General features: G+C 67.6%; 25 protein-coding genes and 1 riboswitch. Of the genes, 11 read left to right on the forward strand and 14 right to left on the reverse strand.

What is annotated here, in order from left to right; genetic code table 11:
- Positions 1-213: 213 nt before the first annotated feature.
- The gene (locus MKCMC460_RS02995) at positions 214-2,217 is read left to right on the forward strand and encodes an acyltransferase family protein (protein WP_236979906.1); all 2,004 of its coding nucleotides are present in this window, start codon (positions 214-216) and stop codon (positions 2,215-2,217) included.
- Here MKCMC460_RS02995 and MKCMC460_RS03000 read toward each other — a convergent pair whose 3' ends face one another.
- Positions 2,218-2,877 (reverse strand): O-methyltransferase, encoded by a 660-nt coding sequence (locus MKCMC460_RS03000; protein ID WP_236979908.1) that lies wholly within the window; start codon positions 2,875-2,877, stop codon positions 2,218-2,220. It abuts the gene before it with no gap.
- Positions 2,878-2,938: 61 nt separating this feature from the next.
- Positions 2,939-3,112: riboswitch (M-box (ykoK) riboswitch) on the forward strand.
- A 234-nt stretch (positions 3,113-3,346) separates the two neighbouring features.
- Here MKCMC460_RS03000 and MKCMC460_RS03005 point away from each other — a divergent pair.
- Complete coding sequence (locus MKCMC460_RS03005) at positions 3,347-3,526, forward strand: hypothetical protein (protein WP_236979909.1); 180 nt, start codon at positions 3,347-3,349, stop codon at positions 3,524-3,526.
- A gap of 44 nt (positions 3,527-3,570) precedes the next feature.
- Here the strand turns inward: MKCMC460_RS03005 and MKCMC460_RS03010 are convergent, their stop codons facing one another.
- From MKCMC460_RS03010 to oxc, 3 genes are all read right to left on the reverse strand, one after another.
- Positions 3,571-4,506, reverse strand: coding sequence for an NADP-dependent oxidoreductase (locus MKCMC460_RS03010; protein WP_236979911.1), 936 nt, complete (start codon positions 4,504-4,506; stop codon positions 3,571-3,573).
- A 108-nt stretch (positions 4,507-4,614) separates the two neighbouring features.
- On the reverse strand, positions 4,615-5,370 hold the full coding sequence (locus tag MKCMC460_RS03015) for a L,D-transpeptidase family protein (protein WP_238305302.1): 756 nt from the start codon (positions 5,368-5,370) through the stop codon (positions 4,615-4,617).
- A 240-nt stretch (positions 5,371-5,610) separates the two neighbouring features.
- Complete coding sequence (oxc, locus tag MKCMC460_RS03020) at positions 5,611-7,323, reverse strand: oxalyl-CoA decarboxylase (protein ID WP_236979913.1); 1,713 nt, start codon at positions 7,321-7,323, stop codon at positions 5,611-5,613.
- Between the two features lie 114 nt (positions 7,324-7,437).
- On the opposite strand from oxc, the gene MKCMC460_RS03025 reads away from it, so the two are divergent.
- Entirely contained in the window at positions 7,438-8,979 is a 1,542-nt protein-coding gene (locus tag MKCMC460_RS03025; RefSeq protein WP_236979915.1) for a FadD7 family fatty acid--CoA ligase, read from the forward strand.
- On the opposite strand, the gene MKCMC460_RS03030 is transcribed toward MKCMC460_RS03025, so the two are convergent.
- The 3 genes from MKCMC460_RS03030 to MKCMC460_RS03040 all read right to left on the reverse strand — a co-directional run bounded on the left by MKCMC460_RS03030 (position 8,941) and on the right by MKCMC460_RS03040 (position 12,151).
- Positions 8,941-9,447: a DUF2231 domain-containing protein gene (locus tag MKCMC460_RS03030; RefSeq protein ID WP_236979917.1), complete on the reverse strand. Its 507-nt coding sequence runs from the start codon at positions 9,445-9,447 to the stop codon at positions 8,941-8,943. The two genes, MKCMC460_RS03025 and MKCMC460_RS03030, sit on opposite strands and share 39 nt — an antisense overlap.
- Positions 9,448-9,458: 11 nt before the next feature.
- A complete protein-coding gene (locus tag MKCMC460_RS03035) occupies positions 9,459-11,615 on the reverse strand; it encodes an elongation factor G-like protein EF-G2 (protein ID WP_238305303.1) in 2,157 nt (718 codons plus the stop codon).
- Between the two features lie 128 nt (positions 11,616-11,743).
- Positions 11,744-12,151 (reverse strand): TIGR03668 family PPOX class F420-dependent oxidoreductase, encoded by a 408-nt coding sequence (locus MKCMC460_RS03040; RefSeq protein ID WP_236979921.1) that lies wholly within the window; start codon positions 12,149-12,151, stop codon positions 11,744-11,746.
- Between the two features lie 264 nt (positions 12,152-12,415).
- Between MKCMC460_RS03040 and MKCMC460_RS03045 the strand changes: the two genes are divergently transcribed.
- From MKCMC460_RS03045 to MKCMC460_RS03060, 4 genes are all read left to right on the forward strand, one after another.
- Positions 12,416-13,462, forward strand: a complete 1,047-nt coding sequence (locus MKCMC460_RS03045; protein ID WP_236979923.1) for a S1C family serine protease — start codon at positions 12,416-12,418, stop codon at positions 13,460-13,462.
- A gap of 122 nt (positions 13,463-13,584) precedes the next feature.
- Positions 13,585-15,378, forward strand: coding sequence for a maltose alpha-D-glucosyltransferase (gene treS, locus MKCMC460_RS03050; protein WP_236979925.1), 1,794 nt, complete (start codon positions 13,585-13,587; stop codon positions 15,376-15,378).
- Positions 15,379-15,437: 59 nt separating this feature from the next.
- The gene (locus MKCMC460_RS03055) at positions 15,438-16,841 is read left to right on the forward strand and encodes a maltokinase (RefSeq protein WP_236984574.1); all 1,404 of its coding nucleotides are present in this window, start codon (positions 15,438-15,440) and stop codon (positions 16,839-16,841) included.
- A gap of 46 nt (positions 16,842-16,887) precedes the next feature.
- On the forward strand, positions 16,888-17,568 hold the full coding sequence (locus tag MKCMC460_RS03060) for a YoaK family protein (protein ID WP_238305304.1): 681 nt from the start codon (positions 16,888-16,890) through the stop codon (positions 17,566-17,568).
- A 71-nt stretch (positions 17,569-17,639) separates the two neighbouring features.
- Here the strand turns inward: MKCMC460_RS03060 and ag85C are convergent, their stop codons facing one another.
- From ag85C to MKCMC460_RS03085, 5 genes are all read right to left on the reverse strand, one after another.
- Positions 17,640-18,704 carry an esterase family protein gene (gene ag85C / locus MKCMC460_RS03065; RefSeq protein ID WP_236979927.1) on the reverse strand — a complete coding sequence of 355 codons (1,065 nt, stop codon included), beginning with the start codon at positions 18,702-18,704 and terminating at the stop codon, positions 17,640-17,642.
- Between the two features lie 225 nt (positions 18,705-18,929).
- Complete coding sequence (locus MKCMC460_RS03070) at positions 18,930-19,754, reverse strand: ABC transporter permease (RefSeq protein WP_236979929.1); 825 nt, start codon at positions 19,752-19,754, stop codon at positions 18,930-18,932.
- Positions 19,744-20,544 (reverse strand): ATP-binding cassette domain-containing protein, encoded by an 801-nt coding sequence (locus MKCMC460_RS03075; RefSeq protein WP_236979930.1) that lies wholly within the window; start codon positions 20,542-20,544, stop codon positions 19,744-19,746. The genes MKCMC460_RS03070 and MKCMC460_RS03075 overlap by 11 nt, the downstream gene beginning before the upstream one ends.
- Positions 20,541-20,993, reverse strand: a complete 453-nt coding sequence (locus tag MKCMC460_RS03080) for a MarR family winged helix-turn-helix transcriptional regulator (RefSeq protein ID WP_236979932.1) — start codon at positions 20,991-20,993, stop codon at positions 20,541-20,543. The genes MKCMC460_RS03075 and MKCMC460_RS03080 overlap by 4 nt, the downstream gene beginning before the upstream one ends.
- A gap of 28 nt (positions 20,994-21,021) precedes the next feature.
- Positions 21,022-21,519, reverse strand: coding sequence for a metallophosphoesterase (locus MKCMC460_RS03085; RefSeq protein ID WP_236979934.1), 498 nt, complete (start codon positions 21,517-21,519; stop codon positions 21,022-21,024).
- Between the two features lie 35 nt (positions 21,520-21,554).
- Between MKCMC460_RS03085 and MKCMC460_RS03090 the strand changes: the two genes are divergently transcribed.
- Complete coding sequence (locus MKCMC460_RS03090; RefSeq protein WP_236979936.1) at positions 21,555-22,010, forward strand: MaoC family dehydratase; 456 nt, start codon at positions 21,555-21,557, stop codon at positions 22,008-22,010.
- Positions 22,011-22,021: 11 nt separating this feature from the next.
- On the opposite strand, the gene MKCMC460_RS03095 is transcribed toward MKCMC460_RS03090, so the two are convergent.
- Positions 22,022-23,317, reverse strand: coding sequence for an acyl-CoA dehydrogenase family protein (locus tag MKCMC460_RS03095; protein WP_236979938.1), 1,296 nt, complete (start codon positions 23,315-23,317; stop codon positions 22,022-22,024).
- A gap of 124 nt (positions 23,318-23,441) precedes the next feature.
- Here MKCMC460_RS03095 and MKCMC460_RS03100 point away from each other — a divergent pair, with 124 nt between their 5' ends.
- A complete protein-coding gene (locus MKCMC460_RS03100; RefSeq protein WP_236979940.1) occupies positions 23,442-24,047 on the forward strand; it encodes a GNAT family N-acetyltransferase in 606 nt (201 codons plus the stop codon).
- 39 nt (positions 24,048-24,086) lie between these two features.
- Complete coding sequence (locus MKCMC460_RS03105; RefSeq protein WP_236979942.1) at positions 24,087-24,401, forward strand: hypothetical protein; 315 nt, start codon at positions 24,087-24,089, stop codon at positions 24,399-24,401.
- A 1-nt stretch (position 24,402) separates the two neighbouring features.
- On the opposite strand, the gene MKCMC460_RS03110 is transcribed toward MKCMC460_RS03105, so the two are convergent.
- Positions 24,403-25,077 (reverse strand): TetR family transcriptional regulator, encoded by a 675-nt coding sequence (locus tag MKCMC460_RS03110; protein ID WP_236979944.1) that lies wholly within the window; start codon positions 25,075-25,077, stop codon positions 24,403-24,405.
- A gap of 70 nt (positions 25,078-25,147) precedes the next feature.
- Here MKCMC460_RS03110 and MKCMC460_RS03115 point away from each other — a divergent pair, with 70 nt between their 5' ends.
- Positions 25,148-26,236 carry a ferredoxin reductase gene (locus MKCMC460_RS03115; RefSeq protein WP_236979946.1) on the forward strand — a complete coding sequence of 363 codons (1,089 nt, stop codon included), beginning with the start codon at positions 25,148-25,150 and terminating at the stop codon, positions 26,234-26,236.
- The last annotated feature ends 20 nt before the right edge of the window (positions 26,237-26,256 follow it).

The raw sequence follows: 26,256 nt of genomic DNA on the forward strand, positions 1-26,256 counted from the left end.
TCGTCGTCGAGCGATTTCTGGCCCAACTCGCGGCTCCCTCGCGTGTCTCCGGGAGATCCGGCGGCCCCGCCCCTAGGCTTGCTGGGATCACGAGGAGGGGCTCGACGTATCGGCATCAAACTCGGCGCCGGACGACAAGTTGGTCAGGGCGCGCGCACAGCGGGCGATGAGCCGGGCGGCAAACAATCCGCACCGGCGTCTCGCCGTCGCTGGGTGGCCCCGGTTCCCCGTACTCGTCGGCGCGCGGTCTGGGACAGCTCGGAGCGGCAGGGTATTCCCGCCCTGGACGGCCTGCGGGCCGTCGCGGTGGCGCTGGTGCTGGTCGGGCACGGCGGCATCCCCGGCGTCGCAGGTGGATTCATCGGCGTCGACATTTTTTTCGTGCTCAGCGGTTTCCTGATCACCTCGCTGCTGCTCGACGAACTCGGGCGCAGCGGACGAATCGACCTGACGGGCTTCTGGATTCGCCGCGCCCGCCGCCTATTGCCGGCCCTGCTGTTGATGGTGCTCGCCGTCGCCGCGGCCCGCGAAGTTCTGCCCTATCAGGCGCTCAACGGGTTGCGGGGGGACGCGATCGCCGCCTTCTGCTGGGTAGCCAACTGGCGGTTCGTTGCGCAGAAGACCGATTACTTCACCCAGGGTGCGCCCTCACCGCTGCAACACACCTGGTCGCTCGGGGTGGAAGAGCAGTACTACATCGTGTGGCCGCTGCTGCTGATCGCGGTGACGCTGCTGCTGGCCGCACGGGCGCGGCGATACTTCGGCAAGACCACGGTGGGCCACGTCCGGTTCAGCGCCTTTGTGATCGCGACCCTCGGCGCGCTGGCGTCGGCGGCGGCCGCCGCCGTCTTCACCTCCGACGCGACCCGCGATCGCATCTACTTCGGCACCGACACGCGAGCGCAGGCGCTGTTGGTCGGGGCGGCGGCTGCGGCGCTGATGGTTCGGGATTGGCCGGCGCTCAATCGCGGCTGGTGCCTGATCCGCAGCCGGTGGGGACGGCGGATCGCCCGAGGGTTACCGATCCTGGGGCTGGCCGCGCTGGCGGCGATCACCCACTACGCATCGGGCAGCGCCGGGGAGTTCCGGCACGGTCTGCTGATCGCGGTTGCCGTCGCGGCCGTCCTGGTGGTCGCGCCGGTGGCGATCGAGCAGCGCGGCGCGGTGGCCCGGCTGCTGGCGTGGCGCCCGCTGGTCTGGCTGGGCACCATCTCGTATGGCGTATATCTGTGGCACTGGCCGATCTTCATGGTGCTCAACGGCGAACGCACCGGCTGGTCGGGGCCGGGACTGTTCGCTGTCCGCTGTGCCGCCACGATCGCGGTGGCCGGTGTCTCGTTCTGGGCGATCGAACAACCCATTCGGCGCTGGCGGCCCGAGCGGGTGCCGCTGTTGCCGTTGGCGGCCGCGACGGTGGCCAGTGCGGCGGCGGCGACCATTCTGGTGATCCCGGTGGGGACCGGCCTGCGCGAGGTCGGCCTGCCGCCCGGGGTGTCCGCGGTCGCGGCGGTGTCGCCGTCGCCGCCGGAGACCCAGGTTCCCGCGCCGGGTCCGCGAGATCCGAATCAGCCGTTCACCGTTTCGGTGTTCGGAGATTCGATCGGCTGGACGATGATGCACTACCTGCCGGCCACCCCGGGCTTCCGGTTCCTCGACCACACCGTCATCGGATGCAGCCTGGTGCGCGGTACTCCGTACAGCTACATCGGCCAGACGCTGGAGCAGCGCGCGGAATGCGACACCTGGCCGAGTCGGTGGGCGGCGCAGATCAGCCGGGACCGTCCGGACGTCGCGCTGCTGGTCATCGGCCGCTGGGAGACCGTCGACCGGGTCAACGAGGGCAAGTGGACGCACATCGGCGACCCGACGTTCGACGGGTATCTCAACTTCGAGCTGAACCGGGCCCTGGACATCGTCGGCTCCACCGGTGTCCGGGTGCTGGTCGCCACCGTCCCGTACAGCCGGGGCGGTGAGAAGCCGGACGGTCGCCTCTATCCCGAGGACCAGCCGGATCGGGTCAACCAGTGGAATGCCATGCTGCGCAACGCGATTAGTCAGCGGCGCAATGTCGGGATCATCGACCTGAACAAGAAGCTGTGCCCGGACGGTGTCTACACCGCCAAGGTCGACGGCATCAAGGTGCGCAGCGACGGCGTCCATTTGACCCCGGAAGGGGTCAAATGGCTGCTGCCGTGGCTCGAGGAGTCGGTGCGCTGATCAGCTGCCGATCCAGCAGCTGAGCTCCATGCTGTCGCTGTCCCGGGCGTTGAAGTTGAAGCTCACGTAGCCGTTCGCCGGGTCGCGAACGTAATCGAGGTAGGGCGCCATGTCCGAGGCGCTGGCATTGTCGGCGACCACCAGCGCGCTTTCGGACAGTCGCGGTTGGAGCAGCTTGATCACCGGAAGGTACAGGTCTTTCCACCCGTCCAGCAGCACGAAATCGACCGGCCCGTCCGAAGTCTTGAGCGTGTCCAGCGCATCGCCTTCCAAAATCGTTATCACGTCGGCTAATCCGGTGTCGGCGAAGGTCCGTTTGGCGGCGGCGATCTTGGTGTCGCTGAGCTCGGTGGTGATCACCTGACCAGAGCCGTTGTCGCGCACCGCAGCCGCCAGATGGATCGCGGAAATGCCGAAGGACATGCCGAATTCGACGACCGTCGCGGGCCGGGTCGCGCGTACCAGCGAGTAGAGCAGCCGGCCGGCGTCGGCAGTCACCGGGATGTAGAACTCACTCATCGCCTCGGTGCGTTCGGCGGCCGTCATCGGCCGGTCGAACTGACCGCGTCGGTCCCGCAACAGCGACATCTGATCCCTGGCGGCGGCGTACATCTTGTCCAGCGTGGAGGCGACCCTAGGGTCTTGCAGAGTGTTGGCCATACCCGCGAGCGTAAGCCTCCGGTTTGACGTGCCCGGATGACGGTGCCACCATGGGTGGTTGCAAGCACCTCGGTAGGTGAGGCGTCTGCGCGGATACAGGCCACTGACCCCGAACGTCGAGAGACGCCCCGGGTCAGGACAGCTCTTCCCGGCTCAAGGGTTGAGCCCAAGTGGCTTCCGGTCGACCAACCGGATACGCCGTGCAGTGCCAAAGCTCCGACGAGAGGGGTGCGGCTCGGCGGCTTTCCGTTTGCCGGGCTGACTCCCCGCTCGTTCAGGTGGATGTGGTGACACCCGCGCGTGTCCTGGCTGCGAGGAGGTGAGGACGAGATGAGTCCCTGCGATAGTCCGATTCACAAATCCGTCTTGTCCCGACCCGGCTCCGGCTTTCCTGCTGCCTGAGTTGGTTGCCGCGCAACCGCTTTCCGCTGCTGCGGCTGGTCGGGTTCTGCACGCAAGGAGTAGACCGATGACCACGATGACCACTACCCAGATGTCCGTTGCGATCGCTCCGCGGGTTCTTCCGCTGCCTCGGCGGTCGGTGCGGCGGCGGCTGACCGACAGCCTGCACGCCGCGCTGAACATGACCGCGCAGCAGCGGGCCGACGCTTACGTGGCGCGGATGCCGATCTCGGTGATCGCAAAATAGGGGCTGCGGTGGCGGGTCGCCGATCCGGCGCCCGCCACCCACCGCTACGAACTCGTCGGCAGCAGCACGATTTTGCCGTGGGTGTGTCGCTGCTCGAGCACCTCGTAAGCATCCGCGACCCGGTCGAGCGGGAAGGTGGCCGCGATGTCGAAGTCGACGGCACCGCTGACCACCAGATTGGCGATCTCGGTGAGCACCGCGGGCGTCGACGCTTCGGCGCTGCCTTCGGTCTTTGCCCCGACTTCGGTGGCTTTCTGCATGGCGATGATGGTGTCGATCCGCTCGGGCGCGACGCCGAGATCCACTGCCAGCTGAACGTATTCGGGTCCGAACAGGTCGATGAACGCATCGATCCCATCGGGCGCAGCCGCCCGCAGTCGCCCGGCCAGCCCGTCGCCGTAGGCGACGGGCGTGACACCATGCGCCCGAAGCCAATCCGCGTTGCCGGGACCCGCGATGCCGAGCACCCGCGCGCCGTGCCGGACCAACAGTTGCACCACGATGCTGCCGACCCCGCCCGCGGCCGCCGAAACCGCCACCGTCTCACCGGGTTGCGCCGCCACGGCGCGGACCGCCGCGTAGGCCGCCGCACCGACGACGTACAGCGATCCCGCGACCGGCCAGCTCATTGCGGCCGGTTTGCGAATCAACTGCCCCACCGGCACGGCCGTATGGGTCGCGTGACTGGACCGTTGCCAGCTGAAGCCCAGAACCTCGTCACCGACCGAGAATTCAGTGACGCCGGTGCCGACGGCGGTGACCACTCCAGCCAGGTCGCTGCCCTCGCCGGACGGAAAGGCCGCCGGGAACATCTCGTGCAGCGCGCCGGAACGGATCGCGGCCTCGCCGGGATTGATTCCGGCGGCGCGGACTTCGACCACGACTTCGCCGGGAGCGGGGGAGGGCATCGGGATCTCGGCGATATACAACACCTCGCGGCCGCCGTAACGGTCGAACCGTACCGCCCTGGCTGTCGTCATGGTGGCCTCCCCTTCGAGTCCCGGCCCGCGGATGTAACGCCACCGCGAAGATCAGCGCTCCCACCCACCGCCCGCTTACCTTCGCGGACAACAGAATTGAGCGGAGACTCAGGCCACCACGTCGATCGGGTCACCGATGCTGACCATGTTGAAGTACCACGCCGCATTGTCCGGGCTCAGGTTGATGCAGCCGTGGCTGACATTGGCGTAGCCCTGCGAATTCACCGACCAGGGTGCGGAGTGTACGTACACCCCGCTCCCGGTGACACGGACGGCGTACTGCGCCGTGATCAGATAGCCGTCGGAGGAGTTGAGCGGGATGCCGATGGTGCGGGAGTCCATCACGACGGTGCGCTCCTTGGACATCGCATTGAAGTTACCGATCGGAGTCGGGCGGCTGGGCTTGCCCATCGACGCCGGCATGGTGCGCAGCACCTCGCCGTTGCGGCTCACGGTGAAGGTGTGCGCCGAGATGCTGGCGACACCCAGCAACTCGTCGCCGGTCTCGTAGCCCTCCGTCAACTCCTGGACACCCACCGAGATGTGTGTGTGAGCCGGCCAGTACCGGTCCGGAATCCACTGCACGGCATTGCCGTCCAGCCACTGAAAGTGACCGGTCATGTTACTCGGGGAACTGACCCGGATGGCGCGCTCGGCGGCGCGGCGGTCGATCACCGGCGCGCTGAAGGTCACCTGCACCGGGGTCGCGACGCCGACCACGGCACCCTGGCCGGGAAACACCGAGGCCACCGCGGGAAGCGGATGCGGTACCGGCACGGCACCGCTGGCGGGGCTGCCGGACGTGGCCACGGCCATCGTCGCGCTGGCGGCCAGAACGAAAAGACAACGAACCGCTCGACGCATTGGTCTTCACCCCTCGGGACGGTGCTGGTGGCAGTGCATAAACCCAATTGCCCATCCTAGTGGTTATCCGTCCGGAAAAGGTCTTGAATAGCGTCCTAGCAAACTTTTCGCGCTGAGCGAAGACGCCCTCGGCAATGGCCGGGTGCCACGGCCGTCCGCTGGCAGAGCGACGCGCCCAGCCCGCCGCCTGGCAAAGGATCAGGTCAGCTCGCCCCCGACGACTTCGTCGACACCGCGGCGCTAGCGGGTGGCCGCGCTGACGGGGTTCAGGCTGCCCAGGTGCCCACTTTCCACCCCCGCCGCCGGGTCTAGGGCGCAGTCGATGAGGCCGGGTCCGTTGGACGCCAGCGCCTCGGTCAACGCCGCTTCCAGTTCGGCCGGCGTGGTCGCGTGATATCCCTTGCCGCCGAAGGCTTCCGCCAGCAGTTCGTGCCGCGCGCCCGCATTGAGCACGGTGGGGGCGGGGTCGGCGGGGTCGGTCTGCGACGCAGTGGTCTCGTCGCCGCGGTAGACGCCGCCGTTGTTGAGGATGACCACAGTGACGGGAAGACGGTAACGGCAGATGGTTTCGATCTCCATGCCGCTGAATCCGAACGCGCTGTCGCCTTCGATGGCCACGACGGGCCGGCCCGTTTCGACGGCGGCGGCGATCGAGTAGCCCAGGCCGATACCCATCACGCCCCACGTACCGGTGTCGAGCCGATGCCGGGGCAACTCGATGTCGACGACGTTGCGGGTCAGGTCCAGTGCGTTGGCTCCCTCGTTGACCACGTATACGTCCGGATTACGTTGCAGCACAGCGCGAATCGCGCCCAACGCATTGTAGAACCGCATCGGGTGCGGGTTTTCGGCCAGCCGTTCGCGCATCTTGGCGTCGTTGCGGGCCTTGCGTTCGGCGAGCTCGTCGGTCCAGGCGGACGAGACCGAGACGCGATGGTCGGCCAGGCCGGCCAACAGCGCCGACAGCACCGAACCGACATCGCCCGCCAGCGGGGCGGCTATCGGTTGGTTGCTGTCGAACTCCGAGGCGGCGATGTCGATCTGGATGAACTTGGTCTCCGCCGACCACTGAGGTGACTCCCCGTGTCCCAGCAGCCAATTCAGTCGAGCTCCCACCAGCAGGACGGTGTCGGCGCGGGCGATCGCCAGCGAGCGGGCGGCGGCGACCGATTGTGGATGCACATCGGGCAGCAGGCCCTTGGCCATCGACATCGGCAGAAACGGTATTCCGGTGGTTTCGACGAACTCCCGAATCACGTTGTCGGCCTGCGCGTATGCGGCGCCTTTGCCCAGCACGATGAGCGGCCGGCGGGCGGCGGCCAGTAGCTGCAGCGCGCGGTCGACCGCCTCGGGCGCGGGCAGCTGGCGGGGGTGGGGGTCGACGATGCGCCATATGGTCTTTGAGCCTTCGGCGGCGTCCATCGCCTGACCCAGCACCTCGCCCGGGATGTCGAGGTAGACCCCGCCGGGCCGGCCGGAGATCGCGGTGCGAACTGCCCGCGCGACGCCGCGGCCGATGTCCTCGACCCGGCCGATCCGGTAAGCCGCCTTGGCGAACGGCCGCGCGGCGCTGAGCTGGTCGATGTCCTGGTAGTCGCCGCGTTGCAGGTCGACCGCGGCGCGCCCGCTGGACCCGGAGAGCTGGATCATCGGAAAGCAGTTCGCGGTCGCGTTGGCCAGGGCGGGCAATCCGTTGAGGAAGCCGGGCCCGGAGGTGGTCAGGCACACTCCCGGTCGGCGGGTGAGGAAGCCCGCGGCCGCGGCGGCGTTGCCGGCCGACGCCTCGTGCCGGAAACCGATATAACGGATCCCCGCGGCCTGAGCGGTGCGCGCCAAATCGGTGATCGGGATGCCGACCAATCCGTAGATGGTGTCGACGTCGTTGGCTTGCAGCGCGTCCACCACGAGGTGAAAACCGTCGGTCTGGCCGGGAGTCGCAGAGTCGGTGGTCATGCCCATCACTGTGGTCTAACCGACCCGCCGGTGTCCAAGTGCGGATCACCGACCATATTGGACAGCGGGTGTCGGCCCCCGGCAGTGTTGCCCTACACGCAGAAGGAGGGCGCAGTGACATCGCCACACACATCCACGCTCGTCGACCTGATCGGAGCCCAGGCCGACCGCGCGCCCGAGGCGCCGGCGCTGGTGGTCACCGCCGACCGGATCGCGATCAGCTATCGCGACCTGATCAGCCTGGTCGGCGACCTGGCCGCGCAGTTGCGGCAGGCCGGTCTGGCGCCCGGCGACCGGGTGGGGTTGCGCTGCGGCAGCAACGCCGAGTTCGTCGTGGCGTTGTTGGGGGCGTTGCGGGCAGGGCTGATCGTGGTCCCGCTGGACCCCGCCCTGCCGGTGGGCGACCAACGTGCCCGCAGCGAGGCCGCGGGGGCGCGGGTGGTGCTGGTGGACACCCGCCCGGATGACGCGAGCGAGCCGGCGGTGCGGTGGTGGCCGGTCACCGTGACCGTCGCCCCGGACGCCGGGGCGCACCGGGTCCGCCTGGACGCGACCGGCGAACCGAACCCGACCGGCTCCGCGCCCGAGGGCCTGCTCCCCGACGACGCGATGATCATGTTCACCGGCGGTACCACCGGGCTGCCCAAGATGGTCCCCTGGACGCACGACAACCTCGTCACCTCGGTGCAGGCCATCGTCGCGGGGTATCAGCTCGGTCCGCGGGATGCGACGGTTGCGGTGATGCCGCTGTATCACGGCCACGGTTTGGTCGCCGCGTTGTTCTCGACGCTGGCGTCGGGCGGCACGGTGTTGTTGCCGGCGCGGGGAAAGTTCTCGGCGCACACGTTCTGGGACGACGTCGACGCGGTCGGTGCGACCTGGTACACCGCCGTACCGACCATCCATCAGATCCTGCTCGAGCGCGCGAGTGCCGAGAAGTCTGGAAGCAGCAGGGCCGCAATGCGTTTCATCCGCAGTTGCAGTGCGCCGCTCACCCCGGAGACGGCCCAGGCGCTGCACGACAGGTTCTCCGCGCAGGTGGTGTGTGCCTTCGGGATGACCGAGTCCACCCACCAGGTCGCCACGACCTTGCCCGATCGTCAGGAAAACCCCGCTGCGACGACCGGTCTCGTCGGCCGGTCGACCGGACCCGAGATTCGCATCGCCGGTGGCGACGGGCAACCGGTGCCGGCAGGCTCGGTCGGCGAGGTATGGCTGCGCGGGGCCACGGTGGTGCGCGGCTATCTCGGCGACCCCGAGATCACCGCGGCGAACTTCACCGACGGCTGGCTGCGCACCGGCGATCTGGGGACGCTGTCCGAAGCCGGCGAGCTGTGCATCCGGGGCCGAATCAAGGAACTCATCAACCGCGGCGGGGAAAAGATCTCGCCGGAGCGGGTCGAGGGCGTGCTGGCCACGCACCCGAACGTCATGGAAGTGGCCGTGTTCGGGGTGCCCCACCCGATGTACGGCGAAGCCGTCGCGGCGGTGTTCGTGCCCCGGGGCTCGGCGCCGAGCCCTGAGGAACTCGCCGAGTTCTGCCGGGACCGGTTGGCGCCGTTCGAGATTCCGGCCACCTTCCGGGCCGTCGACGAACTGCCGCACACCGCCAAGGGGTCACTGGATCGCCGCGCGGTGGCGCGGCAGTTCGGTTGACCCGGCGCCGGCCGTGACGCTGCCCCAGGCGGCCCCCGCGCCCGAGTCGCCGACCCGGTAGGTCTGCACCAGAGTGCCGACCGCGGCAAGCACCACCAACACCGTGATCGCAATGCGCACAGCAGGTTTCACAGCTCGGTCGCGGGCCAGGCGCAACTGCACCACGGCCAGTGCGGTCATGGTGACAGCTAGCGCGCCAACGAAGTAGACCAGAGTCTCGCCGAGTTCGGCGTGCCGGTCGACGGCCGGGGAGGCACCCACCTTGCCGGCCAGCCACTCACCGGAGTTGGTCGTCAGCGGCGTGACGACGAGGGTGATCACCGCCAGCACCAGGGTCAGCCAGATGAACCGCTGCCGCGCCGCCGACCAGACCGCGCACAGGATCGCCAGTATCGCCGCCAGCGGCCCCAGCACCACCACCAGGTGGTTGAGCAGGATGTGGGCCGGGAGTCCGTTGACGGTCGACATGCGTAGGCAGGTTACGCGCTGGCCTTCACCCTGGCCGCGGCCGATTCGGGCATCGGTTCGTAGCGGGCGAACGAGCGGGTGAACGACGCGGCCCCGTGCGCCAGCGAACGCAGGTCGATGGCATACCGGGTCAATTCCACCTGCGGCACGTCGGCATTGATCAGGGTGCGGTCGCCACCGGCGGTCTCGGTGCCCAGCACCCGGCCGCGGCGCCCGGAGAGATCGCCCATCACCGCGCCGACGAAGTCGTCGGGCACCAGCACCGAGATCACGTCGATCGGTTCGAGCAGGACGACCTTCGTCGCGGCCGCCGCCTCGCGCAGCGCCAGCGAACCGGCCATCTGGAACGCGAAGTCGGAGGAGTCGACGCTGTGCGCCTTGCCGTCGAGCAGGGTGACCCGGATGTCGACCATCGGGTAGCCCGCGTGGACACCCTTTTCCATCTGAGCGCGGACGCCTTTTTCCGCGCTGGGGATGAACTGGCGCGGCACCGCGCCCCCGACCACCTTGTCCACAAACTCGAACCCCGACCCTTCCGGCAGCGGTTCCACTTCGATGTCGCACACCGCGTACTGGCCGTGACCGCCGGACTGCTTGACATGACGACCGTGGCCTTTAGCCTTGCCGCCCAGCGTTTCTCGCAGCGGCACCCGCAGCTCGACGGTGTCCACGGCGACGCCGTACCGGTTGGCCAGTGCGTCGAGCACCACCCCGGCGTGCGCCTCCCCCATGCACCACAGCACCACCTGGTGGGTCTCGGGGTTCTGCTCGATGCGCAACGTCGGGTCTTCGGCGGCCAACCGGCCGAGTCCGACCGAGAGCTTGTCCTCGTCGGTCTTGGCGTGCGCCTCGATGGCGATGGGCAGCAACGGTTCCGGCATGGTCCAAGGCTTGAGCACCAACGGTTCGGACTTGTCCGACAGGGTGTCGCCGGTTTCGGCGCGGCTGAGCTTGCCGATGGCGCAGATGTCGCCGGCCACCACGCTGGCGGCCGGGCGCTGTTGCTTGCCCAGCGGGAAGGACAGCACGCCGATGCGTTCGTCCTCGTCGTGGTCGGGGTGGATGTTGCCATGTTCCTGCGACGTGCCGTTGCTGCCGAAGAACGACGAGAAATGGCCCGACACATGGACGGTCGCGTCCGGCTTGATCGTCCCGGAGAACACCCGCACCAGGCTGATCCGGCCGACGTAGGGATCAGAGGTCGTCTTGACCACTTCGGCGAGCAACGGCGCCTCGGTGTCGCAGGTCAACTCGTCGTGCGCGGCGCCCTGCGGGGTGAACACCTCCGGCAACGGGTGCTCGCGCGGCGACGGGAAGCCCCGGGTGGCGACCTCGAGCAGTTCCTGAGTTCCGACGCCGGTGCTGCTGCACACGGGGATCACCGGGAAGAACGACCCCCGCGCGATGGCCTTCTCCAAGTCTTCGATGAGCACCGACTCGTCGATCGCCTCGCCGCCCAGATAACGCTCCATCAACGACTCGTCCTCGGACTCCTCGATGATTCCCTCGATCAGGCTGCCGCGGGCTTCCTCGATCCGGTCGGCCTCGGCCGGGTCCGGCGACGACTCGGTCCGCTTGCCGTCGGCGTAGCTGTACTGCGTTTGCGACAACAACCCGATCAACCCGTTCGAGGTCGGCAGGTATAGGGGTAAAACCTTGTCGCCGAACGCATTCTGCGCCGCTTCGAGTGCCTCGGCGTAGTTGGCGCGGGCATGGTCGAGCTTGGTGATCACCACCGCACGCGGCATCCCGACCTGGCTGCACTCCTGCCACAGCGACTTGGTGGGTTCGTCGACCCCCTCGTTGGCGGCGATGACGAATAGGGCGCAGTCCGCGGCGCGCAACCCGGCCCGCAGCTCGCCGACGAAATCCGCGTAGCCGGGGGTGTCGACCAGGTTGACTTTGACGCCGTCGTGCAGCAGCGACGCCACCGCGACGCCGACCGAGCGTTGCTGGCGGATCTCCGCCTCGTCGAAGTCGCAAACGGTGCTGCCGTCGGTGACCGAGCCTGGCCGCGACAGCACCCCACCCGTTACCAGCAGCGCCTCGACCAGGGTGGTCTTGCCGCCCCCCGAGGGCCCGACCAGAACCACGTTGCGAATGCCGTCCGGGCCGGTGGCGGTGGGAGCCGCGCCCGCGCCCTGGCTAGCACTCACTCTGTCGGCCATGACGTTCCTCCAGTTCTTCCGTGGGCTGTCACCGGCTCGGCGGATGTGGCGTGTGATCCAGCCCACAGGACGCAGTGCCAACTTTTCCCCCAACCGACGCCCAACACAAGGCCCGGGCGCGGGCGGCCTCAGGCATGCCAGCCGGACCAGCGCTGCACGGCGATGGCGATCACCGGGCCGTTAAGCGAAACAGATTGGTACTGAGGATATTTGGCGCGCAGCAGACTGCGCCCGGTGTGTAGTGCGTCGCCGTCTCGCAGCACGACGGCGGTACCGTCGGCGCGGACCCACCACAACCGGGTCCAGTCGTCCTCGTAGTGGTCGACGAGCAAGCTGACCGACGGGTTGTGCTCGATGTTGGTCAGCCGGCGCAGCCGTTGAGTGGTCTTCGGCTTGCCGTCCACCGCGGTGTACAGGGTTTCGGGACCGACCGCGAAGGCCACCGGCACCAGGTGCGGCACGCCGTCGGGGCTGGCTGTAGCCAGCCGCGCGACCCAAGCCCGGGCGAACCAGACCTGCGGGTCGAATTGGTCCACGGTGCCCAGCCTAAAACCACGGCACAGCGGTGATATGGGTCACCATCGGCAACGTCCGATTAGGCCATTGCGGGGCCGGTCGGTTTAGCTTGCGCAATCGGGGAACTCAATTCCCGCCATTACGCGTTACAGCAATTGCCCGATTCGGGGCCTGACCACCGTATTAATGGGTATCTGGATTACGGTGGTGGAGGCAACGCCGCCGTCCGGACCCCATTGGGCTGGGACAATTCAGTTCGTCATCCGACGCAGGAGGTTCACGGGATGAGCAAATTGCGCCACCGTTCACTCGGGTGGTTGGTCGCCGTTCTGGCCCTGGTCGGAATGAGCCTGGCGATTCCGCCGGCTGCAGTGCAGGCCGCGCCGGTCAAGGAGCGTCCCTCGATGCCGCTCGACCCGTCGGCGATGGTTGCTCAGGTGGGCCCGCAAGTGGTCAACATCAACACCAAGTTGGGCTACAACAACGCGGTCGGCGCCGGAACGGGCATCGTCATCGATCCCAACGGCGTCGTGCTGACCAACAACCACGTGATCTCCGGTGCCACCGACATCAGCGCGTTCAGCGTCGGCGACGGCCGCACCTACGGCGTCGACGTGATCGGTTACGACCGCACCCAGGATGTGGCGTTGCTGCAGCTCCGCGGCGCCGGCGGCCTGCCCAGCGCGGCGATCGGCGGCGGCGTGGCCGTCGGCGAACCGGTGGTGGCGATGGGCAACACCGGTGGCCAGGGCGGTACACCGCGCGCGCTGGGCGGAAAGGTGATCGCCACCGGCCAAACCGTGCAGGCCTCGGACGCGTTGACCGGTGCCGCCGAGACGCTCAACGGCCTGATCCAGTTCGACGCGCCGATCCAGCCCGGTGACTCCGGCGGGCCCGTCGTCAACGGCTCCGGCCAGGTCGTCGGAATGAACACCGCGGCGACCGAGAACTTCCAGATGTCCGGCGGCGGCCAGGGCTTCGCCATCCCGATCGGCACGGCGATGAGCGTTGCCAACCAGATCCGCGGCGGCGGGGGATCGCCCACCGTGCACATCGGCCCAACGGCGTTCCTCGGCTTGGGTGTGGTCGACAACAACGGCAACGGCGCACGCGTCCAGCGGGTGGTCGGCAACGCCCCCGCGGCGTCGGTCGGCATCTCGGTCGGCGACGTGATCACCGCGCTGGACAGCACTCCGATCAACTCGGCGACCGCCATGTCCGACGCCCTCAACGGGCACCACCCCGGCGACACCGTCTCGATCAGCTTCACGTCGAAGTCGGGTGTCGCGCGCACCGAGAACGTGACGCTGGCCGAGGGACCACCGGCCTGACGTACGAGTTGCGGCAAGCCAATTCTTTTGGTACTAGCCGTGATTCGGTGTCAGATTCCGCACATGTCGGCATGCGCGATTCTTAACGAGCCGCGTCGGGTACCCGTGGCATCGTGGATTTGATGAACGAGAGAGTTGCCGTCCGGCAGGATCCCGCCCACGATCCCGCGAAGGGCAGTCACGTCGAAGGGGGTGTGGTTGAGCACCCCAACGTCGAGGACTTCGGCAACGCGGCCGCCCTGCCCGCCGACCCGACCTGGTTCAAGCACGCAGTCTTCTACGAGGTGCTGGTTCGGGCATTCTTCGACTCCAATGCCGACGGCTCCGGGGATTTGCGCGGACTGATCGACCGCCTGGACTACCTGCAGTGGCTCGGCGTCGACTGCCTTTGGCTGCCGCCGTTCTACGACTCACCGCTACGTGACGGCGGCTACGACATCCGCGACTTCTACAAGGTGCTGCCCGAGTTCGGCACCGTCGAGGATTTCGTGGCGCTGATCGACGAGGCCCACCAGCGAGGCATCCGGGTCATCACCGACCTGGTGATGAACCACACCTCGGACTCCCACCCGTGGTTCCAGGAGTCCCGGCGGGACCCGGACGGCCCCTACGGCGACTTCTACATGTGGAGCGACACCAGCGAGAAGTACACCGACGCGCGGATCATCTTCGTCGACACCGAGGAGTCGAACTGGACCTTCGACCCGGTGCGCCGCCAGTTCTACTGGCACCGGTTCTTCTCGCACCAGCCGGACCTGAACTACGACAGCCCGGCGGTGCAGGAGGCGATGATCGACGTCATCCGGTTCTGGCTCGGGCTGGGTATCGACGGGTTCCGGCTGGACGCGGTGCCCTACCTGTTTGCGCGGGAGGGAACCAACTGCGAGAACCTGCCCGAGACGCATGCCTTCCTCAAGCGGTGCCGCAAGGTGGTGGACGACGAGTTTCCCGGCCGGGTGCTGCTGGCCGAGGCCAATCAGTGGCCGGCCGACGTGGTCGAGTATTTCGGCGACCCCACCACCGGCGGCGACGAGTGCCACATGGCGTTCCACTTCCCGCTGATGCCGCGCATCTTCATGGCGGTCCGCCGGGAGTCCCGGTTCCCGATCTCGGAGATCCTGGCTCAGACACCCGATATTCCGGATATGGCGCAGTGGGGGATCTTCCTGCGCAACCACGACGAGCTGACGCTGGAGATGGTCAGCGACGAAGAACGCGACTACATGTACGCCGAGTACGCCAAGGACCCGCGGATGAAGGCCAACGTGGGCATCCGCCGCCGACTGGCGCCGCTGCTGGAGAACGACTTCAACCAGATGCGGCTGTTCAACGCGCTGCTGTTGTCGCTGCCCGGCTCGCCGGTGTTGTACTACGGCGACGAGATCGGCATGGGCGACGTCATCTGGCTCGGTGACCGCGACGGTGTCCGGACGCCGATGCAGTGGACACCGGACCGCAACGCCGGGTTCTCCACCGCCAACCCGGGCCGGCTCTACCTGCCGACCAGCCAGGACCCGGTCTACGGCTATCAGGCGGTCAACGTTGAAGCCCAGCGCGACACCTCGACGTCGCTGCTCAACTGGACCCGCACCATGCTTGCGGTGCGCCGGCGCCACGACGCGTTCGCCGTCGGGTCTTTCCACGAGCTGGGCGGGTCCAACCCCTCGGTGCTGGCCTTCGTGCGCGAGGTGGTCCGCGAGGACGACGAGAACGACGTGGTGCTGTGCGTCAACAACCTTTCTCGGTTTCCCCAGCCGATCGAGCTGAACCTGCAGCAATGGAACAACTACACACCCATCGAGCTGACCGGACACGTGGAATTCCCGCGGATCGGGCACCTGCCCTATCTGCTGACCCTGCCGGGGCACGGGTTCTACTGGTTCCAGTTGTCCGCATCCGAGGAGGAGCACCGATGACCCGCTCCGAACGCGCCGGCGACAATGCAGAGCGCAGCGATGAGGAGGAGCGGCGCCATATGACCGCCGGCGACGATGCAGAGCGCAGCGATGAGGAGGAGCGGCGCTATCTGGCCGCCGGGAAGTTGCCCTGGTCGGAGTGGCTCCCGCAGCAACGCTGGTACGCCGGGCGCAACCGGCAGCCCTCGGCCGCCGAGCCGGCGATCGTCGTGCCGCTGCGCGACGACCTGGAACTGGTGTTGCTCGATGTCGCCTACACCGACGGATCCTCCGAGGGCTACCAGATAATCGTCCGTTGGGACACCGCGCCGATCTCGGAGTTCAGCACCCTGGCCACCATCGGCGAGGTCGACCAACACACCGGTTTCGACGCGCTGTACGACGGCGCGGCGCCGCAGTTCCTGCTCTCGCTGATCGACGAATCCGCGGTACGCGCCGCCGACGGCGCCCAAATCAGGTTCATCAGGGAACCGGACGTCGAATTGCCACTGGAGGCCTATCCCCGGGTTTCCGACGCCGAGCAGAGCAACACCAGCGTGATCTTCGACCGCGCGCCCGCGGCCATTTTCAAGGTGTTCCGCCGGGTCAGCGCGGGGATCAACCCCGACATCGAGCTGAACCGGGTGCTTGGCCGCGCCGGCAACCCGCACGTGGCCCGGCTGCTGGGCAGCTACGAGATCGGGGCGCCGGGTGACTCGGCGGATGCGACCTCCCCGCTGGGCATGGTGACCGCGTTCGCCGGCAACGCCGCCGAGGGCTGGGCGATGGCCACCGCCAGCGTCCGCGATCTGTTCGCCGAGGGCGACCTGTACGCCCACGAGGTGGGTGGCGACTTCGCCGGGGAGTCCTACCGGCTCGGTGAAGCTGTGGCCTCGGTGCACGCCACCCTGGCCGAGCACCTGGGCACCTCGCAGGCCCCGTTCCCGCTGGAGCACATGCTGTCGCGACTGTCGGCGTCGGTGGCCGCGGTGCCGGAGCTGAAGGAATACGCGGCGACGGTCCGGGAGCGCCTCGGCAAACTCGCCGACGAGCAGATCACGGTGCAGCGCGTACACGGCGACCTGCACCTGGGGCAGGTGCTGCGCACCCCCGAGACCTGGATACTGATCGACTTCGAGGGCGAGCCGGGGCAACCGCTGAGCGAGCGCCGGGCGCCCGATTCGCCGATGCGCGATGTGGCCGGCGTGCTGCGGTCATTCGAGTACGCCGCGTACGGGCCGCTGGTCGATCAGGCCGCAGACAAGCAACTGGCCGCCCGGGCCCGGGAGTGGGTCGAGCGAAACCGCACCGCATTCTGCGACGGGTACGCCGCCGCCTCCGGTGTCGACCCGCGTGATTCGGCGCTGCTGCTGGGCGCCTACGAACTGGATAAGGCGGTGTACGAGACCGGCTACGAATCCCGGCACCGGCCCACCTGGCTGCCGATTCCGCTGCGCTCGATCGCCCGTCTGACGACCAGCTGACCCGCAGGATTGGCAGCCGCTCGGCAGGCTCTGGAAGCATGCTGCTGTGCAGAAGGAGATCTACGACAGCGAAGCCAGACTGTCCTGGGTGCTGGCCGCGCTGGCCGGGGTGATCGGCGCCACCGCGTTCACCCACTCCGCGGGTTACTTCGTGACGTTCATGACCGGCAACGCCCAGCGCGCGGTGCTGGGCGTGTTCCGCGGCGACGTCTGGCTGTCGATAACCGCAGGCACGTTGCTGCTCTGCTTCCTGACCGGCGTGGTGGTCTCCTCGGTGTGTCGGCGACGGTACTGGGTGGCGCACCCGCACGGTCCGACCGTGTTGACCACGTTTTCGCTGGTATTCGCCACCGGCTTGGACATCGTGCTGGACGGCTGGGACGCAACCCTGCTCGATTTCGTGCCGATCATGTGCGTGGTGTTCGGGATCGGCGCGTTGAACACCTCGTTCGTCAAGGACGGCGAAGTGTCGGTGCCGCTGAGCTATGTGACCGGCACGCTGGTCAAGATGGGCCAGGGCATCGAACGGCACCTGGCCGGCGGAAAGATCGAGGACTGGCTGGGATATTTCCTGCTGCTCGCCAGCTTCATGCTGGGCGCGACCATCGGTGGCGCGGTCAGCCTGGTGGTCAGCGGCACCCAGATGCTGGGTGTCGCGGCCTTCGTCTGCGCGGTGACCACCTGTTACACCTACCTGCACGCCGACCGGCGCGGTCTGCTGGATTAGCTCGGGCGTCGGTTAAAAAACATCGGCAGCAGCGCTGGCCGTTGCGCTGCTGCCGATGTGGCTTGCGGGGGTTAGGTTGCCGGTTGGCCCGGCGCGCCGGGGGCAGCCGGAGCGCCGGGGGCAGCCGGCGCGGGCGGCGGGGGTGTGTTGACCGCATTGAGGACGGCCAGCATGTCGGGCTTCATCGCCATCAGCTGCTGGTTCCAGTAGTTCCAGGAGTGGGTGCCGTTGCTGGGGAACTGGAACACGCCGTTGCGCCCGCCGGTGGCGGCGTAGGTCTGCTGGAACTGCTGGTTGGTGCGCAGCGTGAGGCCCTCGAGGAACTTCGCCGGCATGTTGTCACCGCCGAGGTCGCTGGGGGTGCCGTTGCCGCAGTAGACCCAGATCCGGGTGTTGTTGGCGACCAGCCGCGGAATCTGCACCATGGGGTCGTTGCGCTTCCAGGCCGGGTCGGTGGACGGCCCCCACATGCTGTTGGCGTTGTACCCGCCCGAGTCGGTCATCGCCAGGCCGATCAGCGTCGGCCACCACCCTTCGGACGGGTTCAGGAAGCCCGACAGCGACGCGGCGTAGGGGAACATCTGCGGGTAGTAGGCCGCCAGGATCAGCGCCGAACCGCCCGACATGGAAAGGCCGACGGCCGCGTTGCCGGCCGGTGAGACGCCCTTGTTGGCCTGCAGCCAGGCCGGCATCTCCCGGGTCAGGAAGGTCTCCCACTTGTAGGTGTACCCCTGGCCGTTGCCCTGCGAGGGCTGGTACCAGTCGCTGTAGAAGCTGGACTGGCCGCCCACGGGCATGATCACCGACAGCCCGGAACCGTAGAACTCCTCGAACGCGGGGGTGTTGATGTCCCAGCCGCTGTAGTCGTCCTGGGCGCGCAGGCCGTCGAGCAGGTAGACGGCGTGCGCGCCGCCGCCCTGGAACTGGACCTTGATGTTGCGGCCCATCGACGGTGACGGGATCTGCAGGCTTTCGACCGGCAGGCCCGGCCGGGAGAACGCACTCGCGGGGCTTGTTGCGCCGACCGCGCCGACGAGACCGGCCAGCAAGGCAGCACCCACGGCCGCGATCGTCAGCCTGCGGGGCATGGTTTCGGCGGCGCCACGCAGCTTTCGCATCTCTTTCAAGAACGACATCGCTCCCTACCCATCCCGTAAATTTCGTCTGCCGCTCGGTGCGGTCGAATCTGTTCTGGGCGAGTGAAACACAGTTGGCAGACACAGTCCGGCTGTCGCGGCCGTACCGCCATGTCGCGGTTGGCTAACGATTAGGAATCGGGCAGGACTCCGTACGCGGGTGGTCGCGTTGCGATAACGATTTGCAGCCGAATGCATTTCGGCACAACGCCACCACGTGACTAGCTATGCGACCAGGCGCCGCAACACCTTTGACGCCGTGACGACGCCGATCACCGGCGCAACCAGCAGCACCGCGACGTCCACCAGGTGGAATGGGGTGCCGATCAACAGCGACCGCAGCACATCCACCTCGTAACTCAGTGGGTTGACCTTGCTCAGCGCGTGCAGCCAGCCCGGCATCACATCCACCGGGTAGAGCGCGTTGGACGCGAAGAACAGCGGCATCGTGATCGCCTGGCCGATGCCCATCAGCCGGTCACGGCTGCGCACCAGCCCGGCCAGCGTCATGGACAGGCAGGCGAAGAACGCGGCGCCGAGCATCACGGCGGCCATCGCCGCAAGGATGCGAATCGGGTTGACCGTCAACCCGATTCGCATCAGGTACGCCAGCGCCAGTACACCGACGACCTGGGCCACCGACCGCACTCCGGCGGCGAATGCCTTGCCGGTGATCAGCGCCGACGCGGGCGCCGGCGTCACCATCAGCTTGGCCAACACCCCGGCATCGCGATCCCAGATGATCTGGATGCCATAGAAGATGGAAATGAACAGCGCCGACTGCGCGATGATGCCCGGCGCGAGAAAAGCCAGATAGGAAACGTTTCCGGTGTCGATGACGCGCAGGTGGCTGAACGTGGTTCCGAAGATCAGCAGCCAGAGCGCGGGTTGCACCATCCGGGTCACGAGTTCGGTGCGGTCGTGACGCAGCTTCTGCAGCTCGACGATCGCGAAGGCGCCGACCCGGCTCGCGGTCGCCCGGACCCGGTCGAGTCCGCGCGGGGCGTGGACCAGGTTCATCGGCGGGGTGGCGGCGCGCTCAGCCGACATGGCGTGCTGTCCTTCTGCTGGACCGGATTTCGCGCATGTCCGCCGGCCCGGCGTCCAGTCCTGACGCGGCGTAGTGACGGAATACGTCTTCGAGGGTTGCGGTTGGCGACACGGTGGCCTTCAGCTCATCCGGCGTTCCCACCGCCTGCAGCGCACCGTGGTGCATCAGCGCGACCCGATCACACAGCGCGTCGGCTTCCTCCATGTAGTGGGTGGTCAACAGTACGGTCATGCCGAACATCTCCTGCATGCTCTTGACCTGCGTCCAGACCCCGTCGCGCGCAATCGGATCCAGGCCCACCGTCGGCTCGTCGAGCACCAGCAACGACGGGCGGTTCACCAGCGCTTGTGCCACTTCGAGTCGGCGGACCATGCCGCCGGAGAAGCTCGACGCGAGCTTGTCGGCCACGTCGAGCAGGTCCATGGCGGCCAGCGCCTGCTCCACCCGGTCGGTGCGCTCGGCGCGGGGAACGCCGTACAACCGGGCGAACCACTCCACGTTCTGCCGGCCGGTCAACGCGGTTTCGATCGAAAGTTGTTGCGGCACATAGCCGATATTGCTGCGGATGTCGATGGTCTGCCGCCGCGCATCCATCCCGAAAATGCTCAGTTCGCCGTCCTGGACCGGAGCCAGCGTGGTCAGCACCCGCACCACGGTCGTCTTGCCGGCACCGTTGGGGCCGAGCAGACCCATCGTCTCGCCGGGCTGTACGTCGAAGGTCACGTCGTCGACGGCGAGGTGTTGACCGTAGCGATAGGTCAGGTGCCGGCAGTCGATGGCCGCGGTCATGGCTTTCGTTCCTGCAGCATTTTGGTCATCGTTTCGAGGACCTCCAATCCCTGGGCCAATACCCCGATTTGGTGCTCGTCAAGCTCGTCGAGCAGGTCGGTGAGCACCGCACGCCGCAGGTGCGCCGTCGCGTCCATCACCTGCTGGGCCGACTCGGTGAGCCGTAACCTGCTGACCCGGCGGTCGGCAGGATCGGGGGTACGTTCCAACAGGCCCGCGCAGCACAGTTTGGTCACCAGGGTGGAGGCGGTGTTGGGCACCAGCCCGAGTTCGGCGGCGGCGACGCTGACCGAGACGCCCGGCCGGTGGGAGACCAGCCGCAGCAACTCGGCCTGCGACTCCGACAGCCGCCCGGGTGAGTACCAGGTGCCCACCGCGCGTCGCAGCTGGCGGCGGAACCTGCCCAGGGTCCGCGGAATGTCGGCGGCGAGATCGGTGTGCGTGCTCACTGCCCGCCATAATACCTCTGTAGCCGAGCTATTTATTGATCCTGTGTAGAACGACGTCGGTCAGCGCGCCGTTGTGTGCGGTGGCGGTCACATAGGTGCAGTGCGGCTGCCTGCGGCGATCCGTCGGCGAGCCCGGGTTCAGCAGCCGCAGGCCGGTCTGCGAAGTGGTGTCCCACGGGAGGTGGCTGTGGCCGAAGACCAGCACGTCGGTGTCGGGGTAGAGCCGCGACATGCGCGCGTCGCGACCGGCCGCGGCACCGGTCTCGTGTACCACGGTGAAACGCAGCCCGGCCAGCACCACATCGGCGCGCTCGGGTAGCCGCGCGCGCAACTCGGGGCCGTCGTTGTTGCCCCAGCAGGCCACGAGGCGGCGTGACCTGGCTTCGAGTTCGTCGAGCAGCCCGGGCACCACCCAATCGCCGGCATGGATGACGACGTCGGCGGCAGCGACCTGATCCCACACCTCGGCAGGCAGGTCGCGTGCCCGTTTGGGGACGTGCGTGTCAGCGATTAAGAGCAGCCGCATAAGTTCTATGGATACCCGTACGAGAGGATTGATCCATGCGCACCTTCGAGTCAGTCGCCGACTTCGCCGCCGCGGCGGGCGAGACGCTCGGGCAGAGCGACTGGGTGACGATCAGCCAGGAAGAGGTCAACCTGTTCGCCGACGCGACCGGCGACCACCAGTGGATCCACGTCGACCCGGAGCGAGCCGCCACGGGGCCGTTCGGGACGACCATCGCCCACGGTTTCATGACCTTGTCGCTGCTACCGCGACTGCACCACGAGATCTACACCGTCAACGGCGTCAAGCTGGCGATCAACTACGGCCTCAACAAGGTTCGCTTCCCGTCACCGGTTCCGGTGGGTTCCCGGGTACGCGCGACGAGCTCGCTGGTGAGCGTCGACGACCTCGGTAACGGCGCGGTGCAGGGCATCCTGTCGACCACCATCGAGATCGACGGGGCGGCCAAGCCGGCCTGTGTCGCCGAAAGCATCATTCGCTACGTCACCTAGGGTGGCGAGCCTCAGAACTCGGCGATCGCGTGTTCCAGTCGGGCGGCCAGTCGCGCCTCGGCTTCGGCCTTGCGGGTCGGTATGTGTTGGGACGGGAAAGGCGTTGTCACAGGCTGATATTCGCGCAGCGTGCGGCGGGCCACCGTCATCTTGTGCAGCTCGGTGGCGCCGTCGGCGATGCCCAGCGACTCGGCGGCCACCAGCATCTTGACGAACGGCATCTCGTCGGAGACGCCCAGGGCGCCGTGCAGGTGCAGCGCCCGCTGCGCGACGTCGTGCAGCACCTGCGGCATCGCGACCTTCACCGCCGCGATGTCGCGGCGCACCTTCTGATAGTCGTGGTGCTTGTCGATCAGCCAGGCGGTGCGCAGCACCAGCAGCCGGAACTGCTCGATCTGGATCCAGCTGTCGGCGATTTTCTCCTGGGTCATCTGGAAATCCGACAACCGGCCGTGCCGGGTCTGCCGTGACACCGCGCGCTCGCACATCATGTCGAATGCCCGGCGCGCCAACGCGATTGTGCGCATCGCGTGATGGATGCGGCCCCCGCCGAGGCGGGTCTGGGCGATCATGAACGCCTGTCCCTCGCCGCCGAGCACATGGTCGGCGGGCACCCGGACGTCGCGGTAGCGAACGTAGGCGTGGGTGGCTCGTTTCGACGACTCGGCGCCGACCCCGACATTGCGGATGATCTCGATACCGGGTGTCTCGGCCGGCACGATGAACAGCGACATCTTCTGGTAGGTACGGCCTTCGGGGTTGGTGACCGCCATGACGATGAAGAACGACGCGTGCTTGGCGTTGGTGGAAAACCACTTCTCGCCGTTGATGATCCAATCGTCACCGTCGCGCTTGGCCGAGGTGACGAACAGCCCCGGGTCCGATCCGCCCTGCGGCTCGGTCATCGAATAGCAGGACGTGATCTCGCCGTCCAGCAGCGGCTGCAGGTACCGGGCCTTCTGCTGTTCGGTGCCGAACAGCGCCAGGATCTCGGCGTTGCCCGAATCCGGTGCCTGGCAACCGAACACCGAGGGAGCCCACCGGGAACGGCCCAGGATCTCGTTGAGCAGCGCCAGCTTGACCTGACCGAAACCCTGCCCGCCGAGATCGGGCGTCAGGTGCGCGGCCCACAGGCCCTGCTCCTTCACCCGCTGCTGCAACGGGCGCAGGATCGCCACCATCTCGGCGTTCTGCTTGTCGTACGGGTCGAGTGCCACCAGGTCCAGCGGCTCGAGTTCGCTGACCATGAACTCTTCGACCCAGTCGAGCTTCGCCTGATATTCCGGATCGGTCTCGAAGTCCCACACCTGGTGCCGCCGTTTCCCCGGCGCAACGCCGCGCCGGCATCTCCGATGAAGCTGGTTCAAGCCAGTCCATCGTATGTGCCGGCGCTGCTGGCTCCTTGGCGGCCGCGCACCTACGGTGAGTGAGGTGACCCCGCAAGCGCGTCCGGCGCGCAAATCCGATGTCCGCGAGCTGGGCCAAACCCTGGGCCGGGCGTTCTACGACGATCCGGTGGCGATGTGGATTCTGCCCGACGACGACAAGCGGCGCCGGCACCTGGGTCGCGTGTTCGCCACCATGACCCGTCATCACCATCTGGCCGGTGGTGGCGTCGAAGTGGCCTGCGACGGGCCGGAGATCGGTGCGGCCGCCCTGTGGGATCCGCCGAACCGGTGGCGGGAGTCGGGCCGGGCGCAGCTGGCGCAGATCCCGACGTTCCTGCGGGTGTTCGGCGCTAAATCCGCTCGCGGTCGCGCTGTGCAGGAGCTGATGAAGCGCGCACATCCCGAAGAGCCGCACTGGTACCTCGCGGCGATCGGCAGCGACCCGTCGGTGCGCGGCCAGGGCTTCGGCCAGGTGCTGATGCGATCCCGCCTGCAGCGCTGCGACGCCGAGTACTGTCCGGCCTATCTGGAGTCCTCCAAGCCCGAGAATGTGCCGTATTACCAGCGTTTCGGGTTCCGGGTCACCGGAGAGCTCGAGGTTCCCGACGGCGGGCCCACATTGTGGGCGATGTGGCGTGATCCGCGTTGAGCGGGTTTAGCCGTCAGCGGCCTGGGCAACCAATCGCGCATGGCAACCGGCCCTGACGACACCCTGGACCCGAGTGAGTCCACCGATTCGGACGAGGTGCGCAACGACGACGGCGACATCGTCGTCGACCCGCCCGACGACTGGAGCGAGGCCGACAAGTTCGGCATGACGGCGCGCGAGGAGCGGGAAGGCGAATCGCTGGACCAGAAGCTCGCCGCGGAGGAGCCCGACGAGATTCGGCCCGCTCGCACCGATCCCGACCTGACCGACGAGCTGCCCGGTGGTGTGCACCGGGGCCAGATCGACGGCACCCCCGAGGACGGCAGCTCGCTGTTCACCGTCGTCGACGAATGAGCTAGGTTTCGCTCTTCCACCTCGCGACGCCGATCGCGATCATGCGCAGCTGCTTGACCGCGATCCGGTGGATCTCTTCGAGCGCCTCGGCGCTCTGCGCGTCCTCGATGGCCTCGGCGGTCACGATCATCGCGTTGACGAAAAGGCTTGCCAGCACGTTGAGATCCTCGGTGCTCCATTCGTTGAGCCGCGGGAAGCGGGCCAGGTCGGTGGCCAGTTCGGAGGTGATGAGCCGGATTTCGGTGCGGATGGCGTAGCGCAGCACCGAGAGTCCGGTAGAGCGCTCGCGCGAGATGAAGCGCCAGTGTTCGCGTTGTTCGGCGACGCTGCCGATCAGGATCTCCACCGACGATTCGATCACCCGGTTCGGGTCGAGTTTGCCGGCCCGCGCGCCCCGCAACGTGTCGCGCAGGCTGCGGAACGATTCGTCGATCAGGACCAGCCCGAGTGCCTCCATCGAGTCGAAGTGGCGGTAGAACGCGGCGGGCACGATCCCGGCTTCACGGGTGACCTCGCGCAGGCTCAGGCCGCTGAAGCTGCGCTCGTTGAGCAACTTCAGGGCCGCGGCGATGATGGCCCGCCGGGTGGCTTCCTTGCGTTCTTCGCGTGAGCCCCCGTCGCGGTTCTTCTCCCGGCTGGTGCGCCGCGAGTGTGAGCTAGGAGTACGACTGTTCACTATGTGAACCGTAACACAGAAGGCAAGAAAACCCTTGACCACCTGCACCGACCGATGTCACGGTGTACATATGTTCACTCAAACTTTCACTCGGACGGTCGCGAAGCGAGTCCTGAGTTCAAGCCTGGTCGACGTCCTCACCGGCCCGCACGGCGTCGACCGCTACACCGAGCTTGTCGAGCCGACGTGGACGTCGGGCGACGCCCGCGCCAAGGTGATCGACGTCCGGCGGACGACGCCGCGCAGCGTCACCCTGACGCTGGCCCCGAACGACGCGTTCACCGAACGCCACACCGTCAAAGCCGGGCAGTTCGTCAACGTGACCGTCGAGATCGACGGCCGCATGCACTCCCGGTGCTACTCGCCGGCCAACGTCGAGGGCAGCTCGCAACTCGAGCTGACCATCGGCGTCCACGATGGCGGGCTGGTCTCGACCTACCTGTATGAGCAGGCCCGTCGCGGCATGGTGGTCGGCCTGGACGGCGTCGGAGGCGACTTCGTGTTGCCCGACCAGCGGCCGCGGCGGATCCTGTTCGTCTCCGGCGGCAGCGGCATCACGCCCGTCATGGCGATGCTGCGCACGCTGGTCGCCGAAGGGCACCCCGGCGAGATCGCCTTCGTGCACTACGCCCGGACCGCCGCGGAAGCCTGCTATCGCGACGAGCTGGCGATGATGCCCGGTGTGCGGGTGCTGCACGGCTACACCCGATCCGGTGCCGGCGACCTCGAGGGCCGGTTCGGTGCCGAACACCTGGCCATCGCGATGGACGCACCCGACGCGGTGTTCGTCTGCGGGCCAACCGCTTTGGTCGACGCCGTCCGGGCACAGTGTGCCGCGGCGAACTGTGAAAAGGTGTTCACCGAAAGCTTCACGCCGCCGGTGATCGAAGTGCCGGCCAACCCGACGGGTGGTCGAGTCAGCTTCGGGGACAGCAAGGTGGACGTCGAAGACGACGGCCGGTCGATCCTCGAGCAGGCCGAGTCGGCCGGCTTGGCGCCCAAGAACGGATGCCGGATGGGTATCTGCCACACCTGCACCCGCCGCAAGACCTCCGGCACCGTGCGCAACCTGATCACCGGTGCCGTCTCGACCCAGCCCGACGAGAACGTCCAGATCTGCGTCACCGTGCCCGTCGGTGACGTCGAGATCGCCCTCTGACCACGCCGAATCAAAGGGAG

Source organism: Mycobacterium sp. 20KCMC460 (genome assembly GCF_022179425.1).
GTDB lineage: Bacteria > Actinomycetota > Actinomycetes > Mycobacteriales > Mycobacteriaceae > Mycobacterium > Mycobacterium kiyosense.

Bases quoted from the DNA above. Each gene is read 5' to 3' on its own strand.
- MKCMC460_RS03000 (WP_236979908.1), bottom strand. From the start codon at position 2,877: ATGGCCAACACTCTGCAAGACCCTAGGGTCGCCTCCACGCTGGACAAG.
- MKCMC460_RS03005 (WP_236979909.1), top strand. From the start codon at position 3,347: ATGACCACGATGACCACTACCCAGATGTCCGTTGCGATCGCTCCGCGG.
- MKCMC460_RS03010 (WP_236979911.1), bottom strand. From the start codon at position 4,506: ATGACGACAGCCAGGGCGGTACGGTTCGACCGTTACGGCGGCCGCGAG.
- MKCMC460_RS03015 (WP_238305302.1), bottom strand. From the start codon at position 5,370: ATGCGTCGAGCGGTTCGTTGTCTTTTCGTTCTGGCCGCCAGCGCGACG.
- oxc (WP_236979913.1), bottom strand. From the start codon at position 7,323: ATGACCACCGACTCTGCGACTCCCGGCCAGACCGACGGTTTTCACCTC.
- MKCMC460_RS03030 (WP_236979917.1), bottom strand. From the start codon at position 9,447: ATGTCGACCGTCAACGGACTCCCGGCCCACATCCTGCTCAACCACCTG.
- MKCMC460_RS03035 (WP_238305303.1), bottom strand. From the start codon at position 11,615: ATGGCCGACAGAGTGAGTGCTAGCCAGGGCGCGGGCGCGGCTCCCACC.
- MKCMC460_RS03045 (WP_236979923.1), top strand. From the start codon at position 12,416: ATGAGCAAATTGCGCCACCGTTCACTCGGGTGGTTGGTCGCCGTTCTG.
- treS (WP_236979925.1), top strand. From the start codon at position 13,585: ATGAACGAGAGAGTTGCCGTCCGGCAGGATCCCGCCCACGATCCCGCG.
- MKCMC460_RS03055 (WP_236984574.1), top strand. From the start codon at position 15,438: ATGACCGCCGGCGACGATGCAGAGCGCAGCGATGAGGAGGAGCGGCGC.
- ag85C (WP_236979927.1), bottom strand. From the start codon at position 18,704: ATGTCGTTCTTGAAAGAGATGCGAAAGCTGCGTGGCGCCGCCGAAACC.
- MKCMC460_RS03070 (WP_236979929.1), bottom strand. From the start codon at position 19,754: ATGTCGGCTGAGCGCGCCGCCACCCCGCCGATGAACCTGGTCCACGCC.
- MKCMC460_RS03075 (WP_236979930.1), bottom strand. From the start codon at position 20,544: ATGACCGCGGCCATCGACTGCCGGCACCTGACCTATCGCTACGGTCAA.
- MKCMC460_RS03085 (WP_236979934.1), bottom strand. From the start codon at position 21,519: ATGCGGCTGCTCTTAATCGCTGACACGCACGTCCCCAAACGGGCACGC.
- MKCMC460_RS03090 (WP_236979936.1), top strand. From the start codon at position 21,555: ATGCGCACCTTCGAGTCAGTCGCCGACTTCGCCGCCGCGGCGGGCGAG.
- MKCMC460_RS03105 (WP_236979942.1), top strand. From the start codon at position 24,087: ATGGCAACCGGCCCTGACGACACCCTGGACCCGAGTGAGTCCACCGAT.
- MKCMC460_RS03115 (WP_236979946.1), top strand. From the start codon at position 25,148: ATGTTCACTCAAACTTTCACTCGGACGGTCGCGAAGCGAGTCCTGAGT.